Origin of the sequence: Streptomyces sp. RKND-216 (genome assembly GCF_004795255.1) — a bacterium.
Classification (GTDB): domain Bacteria; phylum Actinomycetota; class Actinomycetes; order Streptomycetales; family Streptomycetaceae; genus Streptomyces; species Streptomyces hazeniae.
The window spans coordinates 1,873,979-1,889,508 of sequence record NZ_SSBQ01000002.1 but is presented as its reverse complement, the minus strand read 5'-3'; the positions used below and the strand labels follow the sequence as shown (position 1 = coordinate 1,889,508).

The following is a 15,530-nucleotide window of genomic DNA, read 5'->3' as shown; positions in this document are numbered from 1 at the left end:
CCACACACGGAGGCCTTCGCCATGATCAAGACCTGTGAGTGTCAACAACGCTCATGAGCAATACATCTAGACGTTGAAGCGGAACTCCACGACGTCGCCGTCCTGCATGGTGTAGTCCTTGCCCTCCATGCGGGCCTTGCCCTTGGCGCGGGCCTCGGCGACGGAGCCGGTCTCGACCAGGTCCTCGAAGGAGATGACCTCGGCCTTGATGAAGCCCTTCTGGAAGTCGGTGTGGATCACGCCGGCCGCCTCGGGGGCGGTGGCGCCCTTCGCGATGGTCCAGGCGCGGGACTCCTTGGGGCCGGCCGTGAGGTAGGTCTGCAGGCCGAGGGTGTCGAAGCCGACGCGGGCGAGGGTGGCGAGGCCGGGCTCGTGCTGGCCGACGGACTGGAGGAGCTCCAGGGCGTCCTCCTCGTCCAGCTCGGCGAGGTCGGCCTCCAGCTTGGCGTTGAGGAAGACGGCCTCGGCCGGGGCGACCAGGGCGCGCTGCTCGTCCTTGAAGGCGTCGTCGGTCAGCTCGTCCTCGTCGACGTTGAAGACGTAGATGAACGGCTTCGTCGTGAGCAGGTGCAACTCGTGCAGCGGCTCGGCGGCCTCGGTGCCCTGGCGGATGCCGGCGGAGAACAGCGTGCGGCCGTCCTCCAGGATCGCCTGGGCCTCCTGCACGGCCTTGACCTGCGCCTGCTTGTCCTTCTTGATCCGGGCCTCCTTCTCCAGCCGGGGAAGGACCTTCTCCACGGTCTGGAGGTCGGCGAGGATCAGCTCGGTGTTGATCGTCTCGATGTCGTCCGCGGGGGAGACCTTGCCGTCGACGTGGACGACGTTGTCGTCCTTGAAGGCGCGGATGACCTGGCAGATCGCGTCCGACTCGCGGATGTTGTGCAGGAACTGGTTGCCCAGCCCTTCGCCCTTGCTGGCGCCGCGCACGATGCCGGCGATGTCGACGAAGTCGACGTTGGCCGGGATGACCTTCTGGGAGGAGAACAGCTCGGCCAGCTTGTCCAGCCGCGCGTCCGGGAGGCCGACGACGCCCACGTGCGGGTCGATGGTGGCGAACGGGTAGTTCGCCGCCAGCACGTCGTTCTTGGTCAGGGCGTTGAACAGGGTCGACTTGCCGACGTTCGGCAGGCCGACGATTCCGATCGTGAGCGACACGTGGCGACTTCCCGTAGCGGTGTGGTGGCTTCGACGGCCCGGTGAGGTGTGGGCCAGTCCAGCAAGTCTACGGGCGCCCGCTCATGGCTGCGGACGCCCGTCCAGGGACGGGAAGAGCGCGCTGCCGAGCAGCGCGGGCAGCGGCTCCGGAGCTGGAGCTTGTCGCCCCAGGGGGTGTGCCGCGCCCGGTACTCCCTGTGCGAGGGGTCGGGGAAAAGGGTGATCTCCTTGGCGAACGGGTCGACCAGCAGGTAGAGCGGGATACCAGCCACGGCGTACTGCTTGCGCTTCGCGACGCGGTCGATCGTCTGGCTGGAGACGACCTCGGCGGTGAAGACCGCCTCGGGGGACGGCACGGCGGATGACCTCGAAGTCGTAGCCCTCGGGATGCCTCCCGAAGCGTTGCAGTCATATGGTCAAACACCTCCACGCCGCCTCAAAGGTGCCACGGGCCCGTGGTCACGGCCATCGAACTGGGGGATCAAGGGGCGTCCGTGCGTGTCTGTGCGGGCGTGGCGGGGGAGAACGTGCCTACCGTGATGGATTGGATCAGCGGAGCCTGAGCGGAGAGGCGAGGTTCATGCGAGAGCTGCGCAGGCCGCCCGTAGGCGGGCCCACCGGGCGGTACGTCCGCCGTGGACGCCTGGCGGAGGCCGTGGAGCGGCTGCCCCGGCCGAGGCTGACGGCGCTGGGCGTCGGCGTGCTCGTGGTGGTGCTGATGCTGCTGCTCGGGGCGCTGGACGCGCTGCTGCTGGAGGGGCACCGGCCGAGCTACGGCGTGTGCTTCCTGATGGTGTCCGCCGCCGGCGCGTGCTGGGTGCGGCCCGCTGAGCTGTACGCCGCACCTGTCGCGGCGCCGCTCGCGTTCACGGCCGGGCTGCTGTTCGTCAGCCCGGGGTCGGGTGGCTTCGCCGGGGTGATGATGGGGCTGTTCACCGGCCTGTCGACGGAGGCGGCCTGGGTGTACGGGGGCACGCTGCTGGCCGGGCTGATCGTGCTGGTGCGGCGCGGACTGGACGCCGCACGCCGGCGTGCGGAGCGTGCCGAGAGCGGCGCGGGCTTCGACGTGCTGCCCGCGGGCGCCACCGCGCTGGGCGTACAGGCGCCCGCCGGGGCGCCCGCGGGAGTCGGACGCGCCGTCCGTCGCGGTCGGCCCGCCCGCCGCCCCCAGGCGGGCTGAGGGCCGGGGCGCGGGCGCTCGCAGGCGGGGGGCGTGCGGACAGCGGGGCCGGGGCCTGCCCGCCGGCGTTGACCCGCTGCGTATGCGGTCCGCGTCAGCGGACCTTGTCGGCGGCCTCGGACCGCAGGTCGCGCCGCAGCTCCTTGGGGAGGGAGAACTGCATGTGCTCATCGACCGGCTGCACCAGTTCGACGTCCTCCCAGCCACGCTCCTGGAGCCACTCCAGCACGCCGTCGACCAGCACGTCCGGCACGGAGGCGCCGGAGGAGAGGCCGACCGTGGTGACGCCCTCGAGCCACCTCTCGTCGATCTCGGAGGCGTTGTCGACCAGGTGGCCGTCCTTGGCGCCGTGCGCGACAGCCGTCTCGACCAGGCGCACCGAGTTGGAGGAGTTCTTCGAGCCGACGACGAGGACCAGGTCGGACTCGGCGGCGACCTTCTTGATCGCGGTCTGCCGGTTCTGCGTGGCGTAGCAGATGTCGTCGCTGGGCGGGCTGAGCAGGTTCGGGTAGCGGCCCTTGATCGCGTCGACCGTCTCCATCGTCTCGTCCACCGAAAGAGTGGTCTGGGACAGCCAGACAACCTTGTCGGGGTCGCGCACCTCCACGTTCTGCACGTCGTCGGGGCCGTCGACGAGGGTGATGTGGTCGGGGGCCTCGCCGCTGGTGCCGATGACCTCCTCGTGGCCGTCGTGGCCGATGAGGAGGATGTCGTAGTCCTCCTTGGCGTACCGGACGGCCTCCTTGTGCACCTTGGTGACCAGCGGGCACGTGGCGTCGATGGTGGCCAGCTTGCCGCGCTCGGCCTCCTCGTGGACGACGGGGGCGACACCGTGCGCGGAGAAGATGACGATCTCGCCCTCGGGTACCTCCTCGGTCTCCTCGACGAAGACGGCGCCCTTCTTCTCCAGGGTCTGCACGACGTACTTGTTGTGGACGATCTCGTGCCGCACGTAGATCGGGGCGCCGTACTGCTCGAGGGCCTTCTCGACGGCGATGACGGCGCGGTCCACGCCGGCGCAGTACCCACGGGGGCGGCGAGCAGGACGCGGCGGTCGCGGGCAGGCGTTGCAGTCATCCCCCCATCGTACGGGCGGCCTGTCGGCGGGACCCCGTAGCCTCGTCCGCATGGCACTCCAGACGACGGCCGAGACTCCTGTGACGGTCGGGAAGATCTCGCAGCTCATCGGGCAGTGGGTCCACCGGCTGGGCGCGGTGTGGGTGGAGGGCCAGATCACGCAGCTCAATCGCCGTTCGCGGCAGAGCTGGGTGTATCTGACGCTGCGTGACCCGTCGCAGGAGGTCTCGCTGTCCGTGGTGTGCCCGCCGGACGTCTTCGACCGTGTGGGGGACACCGTGACGCAGGGCGCGCGCGTCGTGGTGTACGCCAAGCCGTCGTGGTACGCGCCGCGCGGCTCGCTGTCGCTGCGGGCGACCGACATACGGCCGGTGGGTGTGGGCGAGCTGCTGGTCCGGCTGGAGCAGTTGCGGCGGACGCTCGGCGCGGAGGGCCTGTTCGACGCGGACCGCAAGCGACCGCTGCCGTTCCTGCCGCAGCGGATCGGCCTGGTGACCGGTCGCGCTTCGGACGCCGAGCGGGACGTGCTCCGGAACGCCGCGCTCCGCTGGCCGGCGGTGCGCTTCGACGTGCGGCAGGTGGCCGTGCAGGGCGTCCACGCGGTGCCACAGGTCACCGAGGCGGTGCGGGCGCTGGACGCCGACCCGGAGGTGGACCTGATCATCGTCGCGCGCGGCGGCGGCAGCCTTGAGGACCTGCTGCCCTTCTCGGACGAGGGCCTGGTCCGCGCGGTCGCGGCCTGCCGTACGCCGGTGGTGTCCGCGATCGGGCACGAGCGGGACGCGCCGCTGCTGGACTTGGTGGCCGACCTGCGGGCGTCCACGCCCACCGACGCGGCCAAGCGCACGGTGCCGGACGTGGGCGAGGAACGGGAGCGCGTACGGGCGCTGCGCGAACGGGCGTGGCGGGTGATGGCCGGGTTCCTCGAGCGGGAGGAACGCGGGCTGGCCGACGTGTGCAGTCGTCCCGCGATGGCCGACCCGCACGTGCTGCTGGAGGACCGGGAGGCGGACGTGGCGATGCTGCTCGGGCGCGCCCGCCGCTGCTTCGGGCACCGGCTGGACAGGGCGGAGGACGACCTGACGCACACCCGGGCGCGGGTGGTCGCGCTGTCGCCGGCCGCGACGCTGGAGCGCGGGTACGCCGTGCTCCAGCGGGCGGACGGCGGCGTGGTGCGCAAGCCCGCCGAGGTGGCGTCGGGGGAGGCGCTGCGGGCCCGCGTGGCGGAGGGCGAGTTCGGGGTCACCGTGGACGCGGCCGACGGTGCGGACGCGGGCGGCGCGGGCCGTGTCTGTGAGGGCGCTTAGCCTGTCGGCATGACGCAGACGCAGGAATCCCCGCTGAGCTACGAGCAGGCCCGCGGTGAGCTGGTGGAGGTGGTCCAGCGGCTGGAGGCGGGCGGCTCGACGCTGGAGGAGTCGCTGGCCCTGTGGGAGCGGGGCGAGGAGCTGGCCCGGATCTGCCGGGAGTGGCTGGAGGGCGCCCGGGCGCGGCTGGACGCGGTGCTGGGCGGCGCCGCCGGGGAGGCCGAGGACGCGGCGGGCGCCTCCGGCGACGGGGCCGGGCCGGTCGAGGGTGACGAAGAGGACAGCGAGAACGTTTGATTGAAGTTTCAAGGTTTCCTACGGTGACGGGAGCGTCCGAACCGACGACCCCACGTGAGGCACCGCACCATGGCATTCGCCCTCGACCCGACCGCTCAGGACCTGCTGTTCCGTGAGGCCCACACCGCCCACGCGTTCACCGGCGAACCGGTGGACGAGGAGCAGATCGCGGCGGTCTACGACCTGGTCAAGCTGGCGCCGACGGCCTTCAACCAGTCGCCGCTGCGGATCACGCTGGTACAGAGCGCGGAGGCCCGGAAGCGCCTGGTGGCGCAGATGGCGGAGGGCAACCGGCCCAAAACGGCCACCGCCCCGATGACGGCGATCCTCTCCGTGGACCTGCGCTTCCACGAGCGCCTGCCGGAACTGCTCCCGTCGGCGCCGCACATCAAGGACGCCCACTTCTCCGAGCAGGGGCCGCGGGAGGCGGCGGGAACCTTCAACGCCACCCTCCAGGCCGGGTACTTCCTGCTCGGAGTCCGGGCGGCGGGTCTTGCCGCCGGCCCGATGACCGGCTTCGACGCGGACGGCGTCGACAAGGAGTTCTTCGGCGACGGGCGGCAGAAGGCGCTGCTGGTGGTGAACATCGGACGCCCCGGGCCGGACGCCTATCGCCCCCGCAACCCGCGCCTCGCCGCGGCCGAAGCCGTCACGACGGTCTGACCCGCCGCCGCGCGGCGACGGCGGGTTCGGGCGTCAGCTCTTCGCGGTGCGGGGCTCAAGCGATGCGGCCAGCCGTTCGAGCTGCTTGGCGGGTGCCGTGCCGGTGACCACGGTCGTCACGTCCTGCTGAACGCGCACCAGCGCGTCGTACTTCTCGCCCGCGTACCGCGTCCACGTCTCGCCCTCGATGCGCACGGTCCGGCCGGTCTTCTCGGCGCCGTACGTCACGTCGTCGACGAATCCCCGGGGGTCCGCGTCGCTCTGCTCCACGGCGGCGTACTCGTTGCCCGGGGCCATGAAGCCCAGGTGCCACGCGGCTCCGTCGCGGCCCGCCCCCTCGTACCGGACGGAGGTGGCGCGCCACTCCTGCCCAAGCCCCTCCGGGGTGGCGATCGGGTACGGCGCCGCGCGGGAGGCGGTCTTCACCTCGACCGAGTAGTCGACCACCCGGACCGGGTCCTTGCTCCCGTCGTGCGGGATGAACAGGTAGATCACCCCGGCGGCGAGGGCGACCACGGCGACCGAGAACACCATGTCCCGGATCGTCTGGGTGCCGCGCTTCTTCTCTGCTGCCACCCCGCCATGGTCTCTCACGGCTCTCGGCGGCCCGAGGCCGGGGCGGCCCGAGGTCGGTGGCCCCCCGGGAGGAACGGGGCATTCCGGCGGGGGAGAACACCCGAGACGGGGGCACTCGGGCGCCGCCCGCCCGGAAAGCGCTCAAACGTGGGCCATGCCGCTCACTCTTTCGAGTGCTGTATAGAGTCGGGGGAACCCTCGTCCACGGCCGTCGCCGTACAGAAAGGTGCGCTCCGATGACGGAACACCACCACCTGCCCGAACAGCTCGAGCCCGGCCCCGAGGCGCCGGACCGCAACCTCGCCCTGGAACTGGTCCGTGTCACCGAGGCCGGGGCGATGGCCTCGGGGCGCTGGGTCGGGCGCGGCGACAAGAACGGCGCGGACGGCGCCGCTGTGAAGGCCATGCGGACCCTGGTCTCGACCGTGGCGATGAACGGCGTGGTGGTCATCGGCGAAGGCGAGAAGGACGAGGCGCCGATGCTGTTCAACGGCGAGCGCGTCGGCGACGGGCACGGTGCGGAGTGCGACGTCGCCGTGGACCCGGTGGACGGCACGACGCTGACGGCCAAGGGCATGGGGAACGCCGTGTCCGTGCTGGCGGTCGCCGAGCGCGGCGCGATGTTCGACCCCTCGGCCGTCTTCTACATGGACAAGCTGGTCACCGGTCCGGAAGCAGCGGAGTTCGTCGACATCAACGCGCCGGCCTCGGTCAATGTGCGCCGGGTGGCCAAGGCCAAGGGGCTGGCGCCGGAGGACGTCACGGTCGTGGTCCTGGACCGGCCGCGGCACGAGGGCATCGTCAGGGAGATCCGCGAGTCGGGCGCGCGGATCAAGTTCATCTCGGACGGCGACGTGGCCGGTGCCATCATGGCGGTGCGCGAGGGCACCGGTGTGGACATGCTGCTGGGCGTCGGCGGCACCCCCGAGGGCATCATCGCGGCCTGCGCGATCAAGTGCCTCGGCGGCACGCTCCAGGGCAAGCTGTGGCCGAAGGACGAGGCGGAGAGGCAGCGTGCGCTGGACGCCGGCCACGACCTGGACCGGGTGCTGGAGACCGACGACCTCGTCCGTGGTGACAACGTGTTCTTCGTCGCCACCGGTATCACCGACGGCGACCTGCTGCGCGGGGTGCGCTACCGCGCGGAGACCGCCTACACGCAGTCGCTGGTGATGCGGTCCAAGTCGGGCACCATCCGGCAGATCGACTCCACCCACCGGCTGGCGAAGCTCCGCGCCTACAGCGCGGTCGACTTCGACCGGGCCCGCTGAGCCCGGGCCTCCCGACTCCTCCGACTCCCGGCCCCGGACGACCGCCCGCTTTCCGGCCGCTCCGCCGACCTCGCCGGGCCTCTGAGCTGCAGTTCATCACTTCGGGTGAATCCTTGGCCGGATATTGCGCGCTGCGACCCACGGTTGCCAAGCTGTTGCTCACGGTCAAACCCCGGGAGGGTACGTGGCATTCGGTGAGCAGCCCGCATACCTGCGCGTCGCCGGCGATCTCCGGCAGCAGATCGTCGACGGGAGCCTTCCGGCGCACACCCGCCTGCCGTCCCAGGCCCGCATCCGGGAGCAGTACGGCGTCTCCGACACGGTGGCGCTGGAGGCGCGGAAGGTGCTGATGGCGGAGGGCCTGGTTGAGGGCCGCTCCGGCTCGGGGACGTACGTGCGGGAGCATCCGGTGCCGCGCCGCGTCGTCCGCACCGGCTACCGGGTGCCGGGGAGTGAGTCCGGCCCGTTCCGGCAGGAGCAGGGGGACGACGAGGTCAAGGGCACCTGGGAGGCGTACAGCGAGCAGGAGGAGGCGTCCCCGGGTACGGCTGAGCGGCTCGGCGTGCAGCCCGGAGCGCGGGTCATGCGCACCCGCTACCTCTTCCGCGAGGAGGGGGAGCCGGTGATGCTCTCCACCTCCTGGGAGCCGCTCACGGTCACCGGCCGGACTCCGGTGATGCTGCCCGAGGAGGGGCCGCTGGGCGGGCGCGGAGTGGTCGAACGCATGGCGGGTGTCGACCTGGTGGTGGACAACATCGCGGAGGAGGTCGGCGCGCGGCCCTGTCTCGCCGACGAAGCGGTGGCGCTGGGCGGCGTTCCCGGCCAGATCGTGCTGGTCGCGCACCGCACGTTCTACGCGGGTGGGCGCCCGGTCGAGACGGCGGACGTCGTGGTGCCCTCCGGTCGTTTCCGGCTCGCGTACCGGATGCCTGTGGGCTGATGTCCGCGGGGCCGAGGGCTTGCCGCAGAGCGGGGAGACCGGCTCAGGGGACGCGCAGGAGCGGGAGCAGGAGCAGGAAACGGGGAGAAGCCCGAACGAGCGGCCGAAAACGTTCGCCCTTGGTGCCATGGCGAATGCGGTGCGTGAGGGGCGGTTATAGGCTCTGGCATATGCGGAGTGCGAACGGTGACGGCGGTGCGGTACTGCCCTGGCTGCTCATACGCCAGGACGGGCTCGGCAACCGGTATCGCGTGGGAAGCTACGCCACCCGTGACGAGGCCGAACAGGTGGCCGACCGGCTGGAGTCCGGCGCGGCGCCCTCCGGTGCGGACGCGGGCGCCTACCTGGTGGAATCGCGTGACGGCGGGAGCGGTGCGCGAGGCTGAGCACGTGCAGAATCGGGTATGTAGAGATTAGTCTCACTTGGCCAGGATGTCCGGCCAGGGTGGATACCCGATCAGGGACGTGGGCGGCGTGGCAGAGACCGCGGGACCGGAGGGCGTGAACAGCGAAACGACGCGCGACGGTGTCCGCGCCGCGCCCGCGGACGGGGGTGACGCGCTCGGTGCGGCTCCGGGGCGCCCGCGCGGCGTCTCACCCAACGAGGCGATGTCCTCCCTGCTGGACACACTCCGGCTCGGGATCGTCATCCTCGACACCCGACGCCGCGTCATGCTGTGGAGCGGAACGGCGGAGGAGATCCTCGGCCGGCTCCCTGGCCGCCTCGTCGGCAAGCCCGTCGAATCGTTCCTGCGCCCCTTCGAGGGCATGAGCCCCGAGCAGCAGGCCGAGGACATCTTCGCCTGCCTGCGCCGCGAACGCCGCTGGCGCGGCATCCTGCGCGTCCACCACGCCGAAGGCCACCCGGTCACCGTGGAGAGCCGTGCGTTCCTGCTCTCCGACGGCGCCGCGGCCCCCTACGTCGCGCTCAGCCTGGCCGACGTCGGCCAGCTCCGCGCCATCGACCACGACCTCGCCGCCCTGCACGCCCTCTTCGGCTCCTCCCCGCTCGGTATCGCACTCTTCGACACCGAACTGCGCTACGTCCGCGTCAACGAGGCGCTGGCCCGGCTCAACGGTGTTCCCGCCGGGGAACACCTCGGCAAAACCGTGCACGACGTGCTGCCGCCCGGCATGGCCGAGGAGATCACCCAGGTGCAGTCCACCGTGCTCCGCACCGGCCGCTCGGTCATCGACCTGGTCACCAACGCCCCCGACGGCATCGGCGCACGGTCGGTGTCCTACAGCCGTCTCACCGACGACTTCGGTCAGGTCCTCGGCCTCAGCTGCGCCGTGATGGACGTCTCCGAGCGCCGCGACGCCCTGGAGAAGATCGAACGGGCCCGGCAGCGTCTCGCTCTCCTCGACCACGTCGGCGTCGCCCTCGGCGACTTCCTCGACGTCCGTAACATCGCACAGGCCCTGGCCACCGCCCTGGTCCCGCGCTTCGCCGACTACGCGGGCGTGATGCTCGTCGGCAACCTGGCGCACGGCGGCGACCTGCCCGGTCGTACACCCACCTCCGGCACTCCCCTGCTCCAGCTCGGCGTCGCCGCCCGCGACCGCGGCCCGTCGGTGCGCCGGATGCTCCGCATCGGTCAGGACATCGCCTTCGAGTCCGGCTCCTACTTCGGCCGCACCCTCTCCACCGGCGCCCCCCACCTGATCACCTCCCAGGAGGAGCTGCGCGCCGCGACCTACGCGGACGACCCCAAGGTCGTCGCCGCGCTGGACCTGGGCATCCACTCGCTGATGGTGGTTCCGCTCCGCGCCCGCGGCATCGTGCTGGGCCTGCTGGTCGTCAGCCGCGCCACCGAGAGCGACCCCTTCGACCACGACGACCTCGCGCTCGCCATGGAGCTGGCAGACCGAGCAGGCACCTCCCTGGACAATGCGCGCCTCTACGCCCGCGAGCGCGAGGGCGCCCTGATGCTGCAGCGGACCCTGCTGCCGCAGTCCGTGCCCTCGCCGCCCGGCGTGCAGGTCGCCTACCGGTACGTGCCCGGCAGCAGCGGTACCGAGGTCGGCGGGGACTGGTTCGACGTCATCCCGCTGGCGGGCGGCCGGGTCGCACTCGTCGTCGGCGACGTCACCGGGCACGGTCTGCGGGCCGCCGCGACCATGGGCCGGCTCCGCACCGCCGTCCGTACGCTGGCCGGACTGGACCTGCCGCCGGACGAACTGCTGCGCCGCGTCAACGACCTGGCCGACGACCTCGCGCCCGGGCCCGACGACCCCTTGCTGGCCACCGCCGTCTACGCCGTCTACGACCCCTCCACCCGCCGCTGCCACCTCGCCAAGGCTGGCCACGTGCCGCCCCTGCTGCTGATGCCCGGACCGGAGGGAGGCTGGCGTTCCCGGGTCCTCGACCTGCCGTCCGGGGCGCCGCTGGGGGTCGACGGCGTGCACTTCGAGACCACCGAACTGGAGGTGGAGGACGGCGCGGTGCTCGTCCTCTACACCGACGGCCTGATCGAGAACCGCGGCGAGGACATCACCGACGGCATCGAACGCCTCCGCGACCTGCTCTGCGCCCGTACGCCGGCGCCCTCACTCGACGACGCCTGCGACGCCGTCGTCGCCACCCGTGCCTCCAGCGGCGCCCGCGGCGACGGCTCCCGCGGTGCGTTCGCCGGAGCCGTCCGCCTCGGGGACGAGCCGCACCGTTCCCGGTCCGCCTCGCCGTCGGTGCCGGTCGACGACGCGGCGCTGCTCATGGCGCAGCTCGGCGGCCTCCCCGAAGGCAGCGCCGCCTCCTGGACGTTCTCCGCCGAGAGCTACGCGGTGCGCCGTGCCCGCTCGGTCGTCCGCGACACCCTGCGCGACTGGAACATGCGCGAGCTCATCGACAGCACCGAGCTGTTGGTCAGCGAACTGGTCACCAACTCGCTCCGCTACGCGCATGGACCGATCGGTGTGCGGATGGTCCGCGGGGGTTCGCTGCTGGTCGAGGTCTCCGACCCGCTGCCCGACCCGCCGCAGCCGCGCAGTGCCACCGAGGAGGACGAGGGCGGCCGTGGCATCCAGTTGGTCGCCCGGGAATCCCGCAGGTGGGGGACCCGCCACGGCCCGCTGGGGAAAACAGTCTGGTTCGAGCTTCCGCTGCCGGGTTAGGAGGCATCAAGGACCCTGCCGAACGGGGGGTCGAGCAAGACGGTGCCTGCGGGGCTTCCGCCGAAAACCGGAAGAACGCGTGCAATGACCGGGAAGGGTATGGCGCGTGGGCACGGACCTGCGACAATGCTCCGACCCGGGCGGACACCGGTGAAGGAGGGGGCGGCGTTGAGTGACATCCCAGTCGAGGCGGCAGGCAAGCCCGACGACGTACGGCGCGCCCTGGCGCTGCTGAACGCCGCCGGAGCGCGCATCGGCAACACCCTCGACCTGGAGACCACCGCCCGCGAACTCCTGGACGTCGCCGTGCCGCAGTTCTGCGACCTGGCGTCCGTCGATCTGTACCAGGTCGTGCTGATCGGCGACGAACCGCCCGCGGCCGGCGCCAACGAGGGCACCGGCGAACTCCGCCGGGTTGCCTTCGCCAGCTCCGTCTCCGACGCGCCGCTGCCCCTGCCCTCCGACGCCGGCCACGCGGACGCCGGTCCGGTCTCCGTCGGCTCCGCGCACTGCTACGCCGCCGACTCCGCCGGGGCCGAGGCGCTGCGCACCGGTCGCGTGCAGCGGGTCACCGGCCGCGACTACGGTTCCGTGCCGGTGCAGTTCGGCGCCGTGGTGCAGTCCACGCTGGCGGTGCCGATGGTCGCCCGGGAACGGGTCCTCGGCCTCGCGCACTTCTCCCGGGCGAAAGGCAGCGGCCCATTCGGCGAACGCGACGCCGCGCTGGCCGCCGAACTCGCCGCCCGCGCCGCCGTCTTCCTCGACAACGCCCGCCTCTACCGGCGCGAGCACGAGCGGGCGCTCATCCTCCAGCGCAGCCTGCTCCCACCAGGCAACCCGGAGGCGGCGGGGCTCGACATCGCGTGCCGCTACCTGCCGGGCAACCCGGCCACCGAAGTCGGCGGCGACTGGTTCGACGTCATCGAACTTCCTGGTCACCGCACCGCGTTGGTCGTCGGCGACGTGATGGGCCGCGGTCTGCGCGCCGCCGTCGCCATGGGCGAACTCCGCACCGCCGTGCGCACGCTGGCGCTGCTCGACACCGAGCCGGCCGAAGTGCTCGGCGCCCTCGACGAGATCGCCCAGGGGCTCGGTGCAGCACCCAGCGACAGCCGGCGCCGCCGCGCCCGCTGGCAGCACAGCAACAGCGCCGACGACCTCGCCGAGGTCTACCTCGCCACCTGCGCCTACGCCGTCTACGACCCGGTCACCCGGCGCTGCACGTTCGCCAACGCCGGCCACCTGCCGCCCGTCCTGCTGGAGCCGGACGCCGACGACCCGGACGCCGGGGCGCTGCTGCTGGAGGTCCCCAAGGGCGTGCCGCTCGGTGTCGGCGGCGAGCCTTTCGAACAGGTCGAAGTGGAACTGCCGGACGGCGCGCTGTTCGCGCTGTACACCGACGGTCTCGTCGAGTCCCGCGACCATCCGCTGGACGAGGGCCTCAACGCGCTGCGCCGCGCTCTGGCAAGGCCGCCCAAGGCCCTGGAGGACGTGGCCGACCGGGTGCTCGGCGAGCTGGACGTGCACCACGGCGAGGACGACATCGCGTTGCTGGTCGCCCGCGTGCACGGCCTGCCGGCCGGGTCGGTGGGCGACTGGTACCTCGAACCCGAGCCGCAGTCCGTCGCACGCGCCCGGGACATGGCCGTCGAGCAGCTCGCCGGCTGGGGGCTGAACGAACTCGCCGACACCACCGAACTGCTCGTCAGCGAACTCGTCACCAACGCGCTGCGGCACGGCGAGGGTGAGATACGCCTGCGGCTGCTGCTGGACCGCACCCTGGTCTGCGAGGTCTGGGACTCCGGCCTGGTCCAGCCGCGCCGCCGCCGCGCCCGCGCCACCGACGAGGGCGGCCGCGGACTCCAGCTCGTGCAGCTGCTCAGCCAGGCGTGGGGCAGCCGGCGCACACCGCACGGCAAGACGGTGTGGTTCGAGATGGCCCTGCCCGACGGGGACAGCAAGCCGAAGGACCCGACCGAAGCGCTGCTCAGCCTGTTCTGAGCACACCCCGACCGGGCCCGGACGGTTCCGGAGGGCCCGCCCGCCGCCGGGGCCGGGCGGGGCGGGGGGTCAGTCCGCGGATTCGGCCCAGCCCTCCGCCCGGATGCGGTCGTTGTCCCGGGGGCGGACCGACAGGAACACCGGCCGGTGCCCGTCGAGCACCCGGATGTCGTCCACGTAGACGCCCCGTCCCTGGTAGAGCGAGTCCGTGACATACCGCCAGCGCACCGCGGTCACCCCGTCCGGCAGCTCGGCCCGTCCGCGTAGCCGGCGGCGCGCCGCGAATCCGGAGAACGCGCCGTCGTCCGCCGCCCACCGGTGGTCGTCGCCGGCACGCAGTTCCAGCCGCACCGGCTGCCAGTCCGCTTCGCCCGGGTCGGCGACCGTGGTCGCCTCCACCGTGCACACGTCGCTGGCCTCGGTGTCGTACCAGAGCCGGAAGCTCAGCGAGGCGTCGTCACGCACCGGACGGCGCAGCGGCACCTCCAGGGTGGCGGTCGCCTCGTCCTCCTGCCCGGAGAACCAGGCGTACCGGCCGACCGGCGGGCGCACCGGCAGCGCGCGTCCCAGTCGGCGGGCGGGCTGCCGCCGGTAGGAACTGGTCGTGCCCCACTCGCGGGTCGGATGGACCCGGTTGGTGAGCAGCACGTACAGCATGCCCTCGAGCGGATCGCCCACCAGGCAGGTGCCGGTGTATCCGGTGTGCCCGAAGGCGACCGGCGAGCTGAGGCAGTCCATGTAGAAGCGCTGGTCCAGCTGCCAACCCAGACCGCGTGCCGCGCCGCCGCCGAACCGCCCGTTCCGGTTGGTCAGCATCGACCGGACGGTGTCCTCCCGGAGCAGCCGGGTGCCGCCGTACGTGCCGCCGTTCAGCACCATCTGCCCGAACACCGCCATGTCGGCGGCGGTGGAGAACACCCCCGCGTGGCCGGCGACGCCGCCGAAGTAGTACGCGTTCTCGTCGTGCACGGTGCCGCGCACCATGCCGCGGTCCGTCCACGGCTGGTACTCGGTCGCCGCGACGCGGTCCAGCTTGGCGGCCGGCGGGTTGTAGCCGGTGTCGCGCAGACCCAGCGGCCGGGTGATCAGCTCGGCGACCAGGGTGTCCAGGCCCTTGCCGGTCAGCTCCTCCACGATCCGTCCGGCGGTGATCAGGTTCAGGTCGGAGTACGTGTAGTCACTGCCCGGTTCGAAGTCCAGCGGCTGGGCGTAGATCGCCGCCATCCGCGCCGCGTTGTCCGGGTAGTCGGCGAGGCTCATCCACGCCTTCATGCCGGAGGTGTGCGTCAGCAGCATCTCGACGGTGACCGGCGCCTTCGCCGGATCGGCGGCCGTGAAGTCGGGCAGGTACCGCGACACCGGCGCGGAGAGGTCGAGGTCGCCGCGTTCGGCGAGGATCGTCAGCACGACCGAGGTGTACAGCTTCGACACCGAGGCCATGTCGAAGAGCGTGTCGGGCCGCATGTCGACCCAGTCCTCGCGCGGCAGTTCGACCGGCGCGCCCGCCTCCGCGTCCCAGCTCGCGTAGCGCAGCGCGTGACCGCGCGCCTCGTGCTCCACGACCACGCCGTGCCGCGCGGCGAGGACCACGAAGCCGGGATGGGACGGGTCGGGACGTTCCGGGCCGGGGAGCATGAACTCGGCGGCCGTCGGCGTGATCCGCGCGACGTGCTCGGCCAGCAGGCCCGCGCGCTGCGGACTGCCGGGGCGCAGGGTCCGCGGACGGAACCGCAGGTCGTCGGGCGTGACGGTGGGCGGGCCGGGCACTCCGGACGGGGCCGGTGCCGCCCCCGCGGGCGACGCCCCCGTGAGGCTCAGCGCGCCCGGCACCGCGGCCAGGCCACCCACCGCACCCGCTGCGCCCAGGAACTGACGACGTCTCATTGCCACACCTCGGGTTCTCGAAGACCGGCCACTCGTGCGGCAGCGTAGTCAGCCCGCGGTGATCT

General features: G+C 72.3%; 13 protein-coding genes and 1 pseudogene. 9 read left to right on the top strand and 5 right to left on the bottom strand.

Translation table 11 applies throughout. The features are described 5' to 3' along the window. Window positions 1–66 precede the first annotated feature (66 nt). Entirely contained in the window at window positions 67–1,155 is a 1,089-nt protein-coding gene (gene ychF, locus E4198_RS08110; protein ID WP_136182576.1) for a redox-regulated ATPase YchF, read from the bottom strand. Then, complete coding sequence (locus E4198_RS08105) at window positions 1,089–1,511, bottom strand: Uma2 family endonuclease (protein ID WP_247597591.1); 423 nt, start codon at window positions 1,509–1,511, stop codon at window positions 1,089–1,091. The genes ychF and E4198_RS08105 overlap by 67 nt, the downstream gene beginning before the upstream one ends. A gap of 224 nt (window positions 1,512–1,735) precedes the next feature. Here E4198_RS08105 and E4198_RS08100 point away from each other — a divergent pair, with 224 nt between their 5' ends. Beyond that, on the top strand, window positions 1,736–2,335 hold the full coding sequence (locus E4198_RS08100) for a DUF6542 domain-containing protein (protein WP_136182575.1): 600 nt from the start codon (window positions 1,736–1,738) through the stop codon (window positions 2,333–2,335). A gap of 94 nt (window positions 2,336–2,429) precedes the next feature. Here the strand turns inward: E4198_RS08100 and E4198_RS08095 are convergent. After that, window positions 2,430–3,412, bottom strand: a pseudogene (locus E4198_RS08095) (4-hydroxy-3-methylbut-2-enyl diphosphate reductase). A 50-nt stretch (window positions 3,413–3,462) separates the two neighbouring features. On the opposite strand from E4198_RS08095, the gene xseA reads away from it, so the two are divergent. The 3 genes from xseA to E4198_RS08080 all read left to right on the top strand — a co-directional run bounded on the left by xseA (window position 3,463) and on the right by E4198_RS08080 (window position 5,679). Beyond that, complete coding sequence (gene xseA, locus E4198_RS08090) at window positions 3,463–4,719, top strand: exodeoxyribonuclease VII large subunit (RefSeq protein ID WP_136182573.1); 1,257 nt, start codon at window positions 3,463–3,465, stop codon at window positions 4,717–4,719. A gap of 9 nt (window positions 4,720–4,728) precedes the next feature. Further along, window positions 4,729–5,016: an exodeoxyribonuclease VII small subunit gene (locus tag E4198_RS08085; RefSeq protein WP_136182572.1), complete on the top strand. Its 288-nt coding sequence runs from the start codon at window positions 4,729–4,731 to the stop codon at window positions 5,014–5,016. A 69-nt stretch (window positions 5,017–5,085) separates the two neighbouring features. Next, a complete protein-coding gene (locus E4198_RS08080; RefSeq protein WP_136182571.1) occupies window positions 5,086–5,679 on the top strand; it encodes a malonic semialdehyde reductase in 594 nt (197 codons plus the stop codon). Between the two features lie 33 nt (window positions 5,680–5,712). On the opposite strand, the gene E4198_RS08075 is transcribed toward E4198_RS08080, so the two are convergent. Further along, a complete protein-coding gene (locus E4198_RS08075; RefSeq protein WP_136182570.1) occupies window positions 5,713–6,255 on the bottom strand; it encodes a DUF4245 domain-containing protein in 543 nt (180 codons plus the stop codon). 236 nt (window positions 6,256–6,491) lie between these two features. On the opposite strand from E4198_RS08075, the gene glpX reads away from it, so the two are divergent. The 5 genes from glpX to E4198_RS08050 all read left to right on the top strand — a co-directional run bounded on the left by glpX (window position 6,492) and on the right by E4198_RS08050 (window position 13,581). After that, window positions 6,492–7,526, top strand: a complete 1,035-nt coding sequence (gene glpX / locus E4198_RS08070) for a class II fructose-bisphosphatase (RefSeq protein WP_136182569.1) — start codon at window positions 6,492–6,494, stop codon at window positions 7,524–7,526. A gap of 184 nt (window positions 7,527–7,710) precedes the next feature. Beyond that, the gene (locus tag E4198_RS08065; RefSeq protein ID WP_136182568.1) at window positions 7,711–8,466 is read left to right on the top strand and encodes a GntR family transcriptional regulator; all 756 of its coding nucleotides are present in this window, start codon (window positions 7,711–7,713) and stop codon (window positions 8,464–8,466) included. Between the two features lie 170 nt (window positions 8,467–8,636). Next, window positions 8,637–8,852, top strand: a complete 216-nt coding sequence (locus tag E4198_RS25360) for an SPOR domain-containing protein (protein ID WP_247597590.1) — start codon at window positions 8,637–8,639, stop codon at window positions 8,850–8,852. Between the two features lie 88 nt (window positions 8,853–8,940). Beyond that, on the top strand, window positions 8,941–11,580 hold the full coding sequence (locus E4198_RS08055) for a SpoIIE family protein phosphatase (protein ID WP_348771292.1): 2,640 nt from the start codon (window positions 8,941–8,943) through the stop codon (window positions 11,578–11,580). 168 nt (window positions 11,581–11,748) lie between these two features. After that, window positions 11,749–13,581, top strand: a complete 1,833-nt coding sequence (locus tag E4198_RS08050; protein ID WP_136182567.1) for a SpoIIE family protein phosphatase — start codon at window positions 11,749–11,751, stop codon at window positions 13,579–13,581. Window positions 13,582–13,650: 69 nt separating this feature from the next. Here E4198_RS08050 and E4198_RS08045 read toward each other — a convergent pair whose 3' ends face one another. Beyond that, entirely contained in the window at window positions 13,651–15,465 is a 1,815-nt protein-coding gene (locus E4198_RS08045; RefSeq protein ID WP_136182566.1) for a serine hydrolase domain-containing protein, read from the bottom strand. Window positions 15,466–15,530 lie beyond the last annotated feature (65 nt).

What these genes read in the sequence shown, in the direction of transcription:
- E4198_RS08100 (WP_136182575.1), top strand. Translation starts at nt 1,736, where the DNA reads ATGCGAGAGCTGCGCAGGCCGCCCGTAGGCGGGCCCACCGGGCGGTAC.
- xseA (WP_136182573.1), top strand. Translation starts at nt 3,463, where the DNA reads ATGGCACTCCAGACGACGGCCGAGACTCCTGTGACGGTCGGGAAGATC.
- E4198_RS08085 (WP_136182572.1), top strand. Translation starts at nt 4,729, where the DNA reads ATGACGCAGACGCAGGAATCCCCGCTGAGCTACGAGCAGGCCCGCGGT.
- E4198_RS08080 (WP_136182571.1), top strand. Translation starts at nt 5,086, where the DNA reads ATGGCATTCGCCCTCGACCCGACCGCTCAGGACCTGCTGTTCCGTGAG.
- glpX (WP_136182569.1), top strand. Translation starts at nt 6,492, where the DNA reads ATGACGGAACACCACCACCTGCCCGAACAGCTCGAGCCCGGCCCCGAG.
- E4198_RS25360 (WP_247597590.1), top strand. Translation starts at nt 8,637, where the DNA reads ATGCGGAGTGCGAACGGTGACGGCGGTGCGGTACTGCCCTGGCTGCTC.
- E4198_RS08045 (WP_136182566.1), bottom strand. Translation starts at nt 15,465, where the DNA reads ATGAGACGTCGTCAGTTCCTGGGCGCAGCGGGTGCGGTGGGTGGCCTG.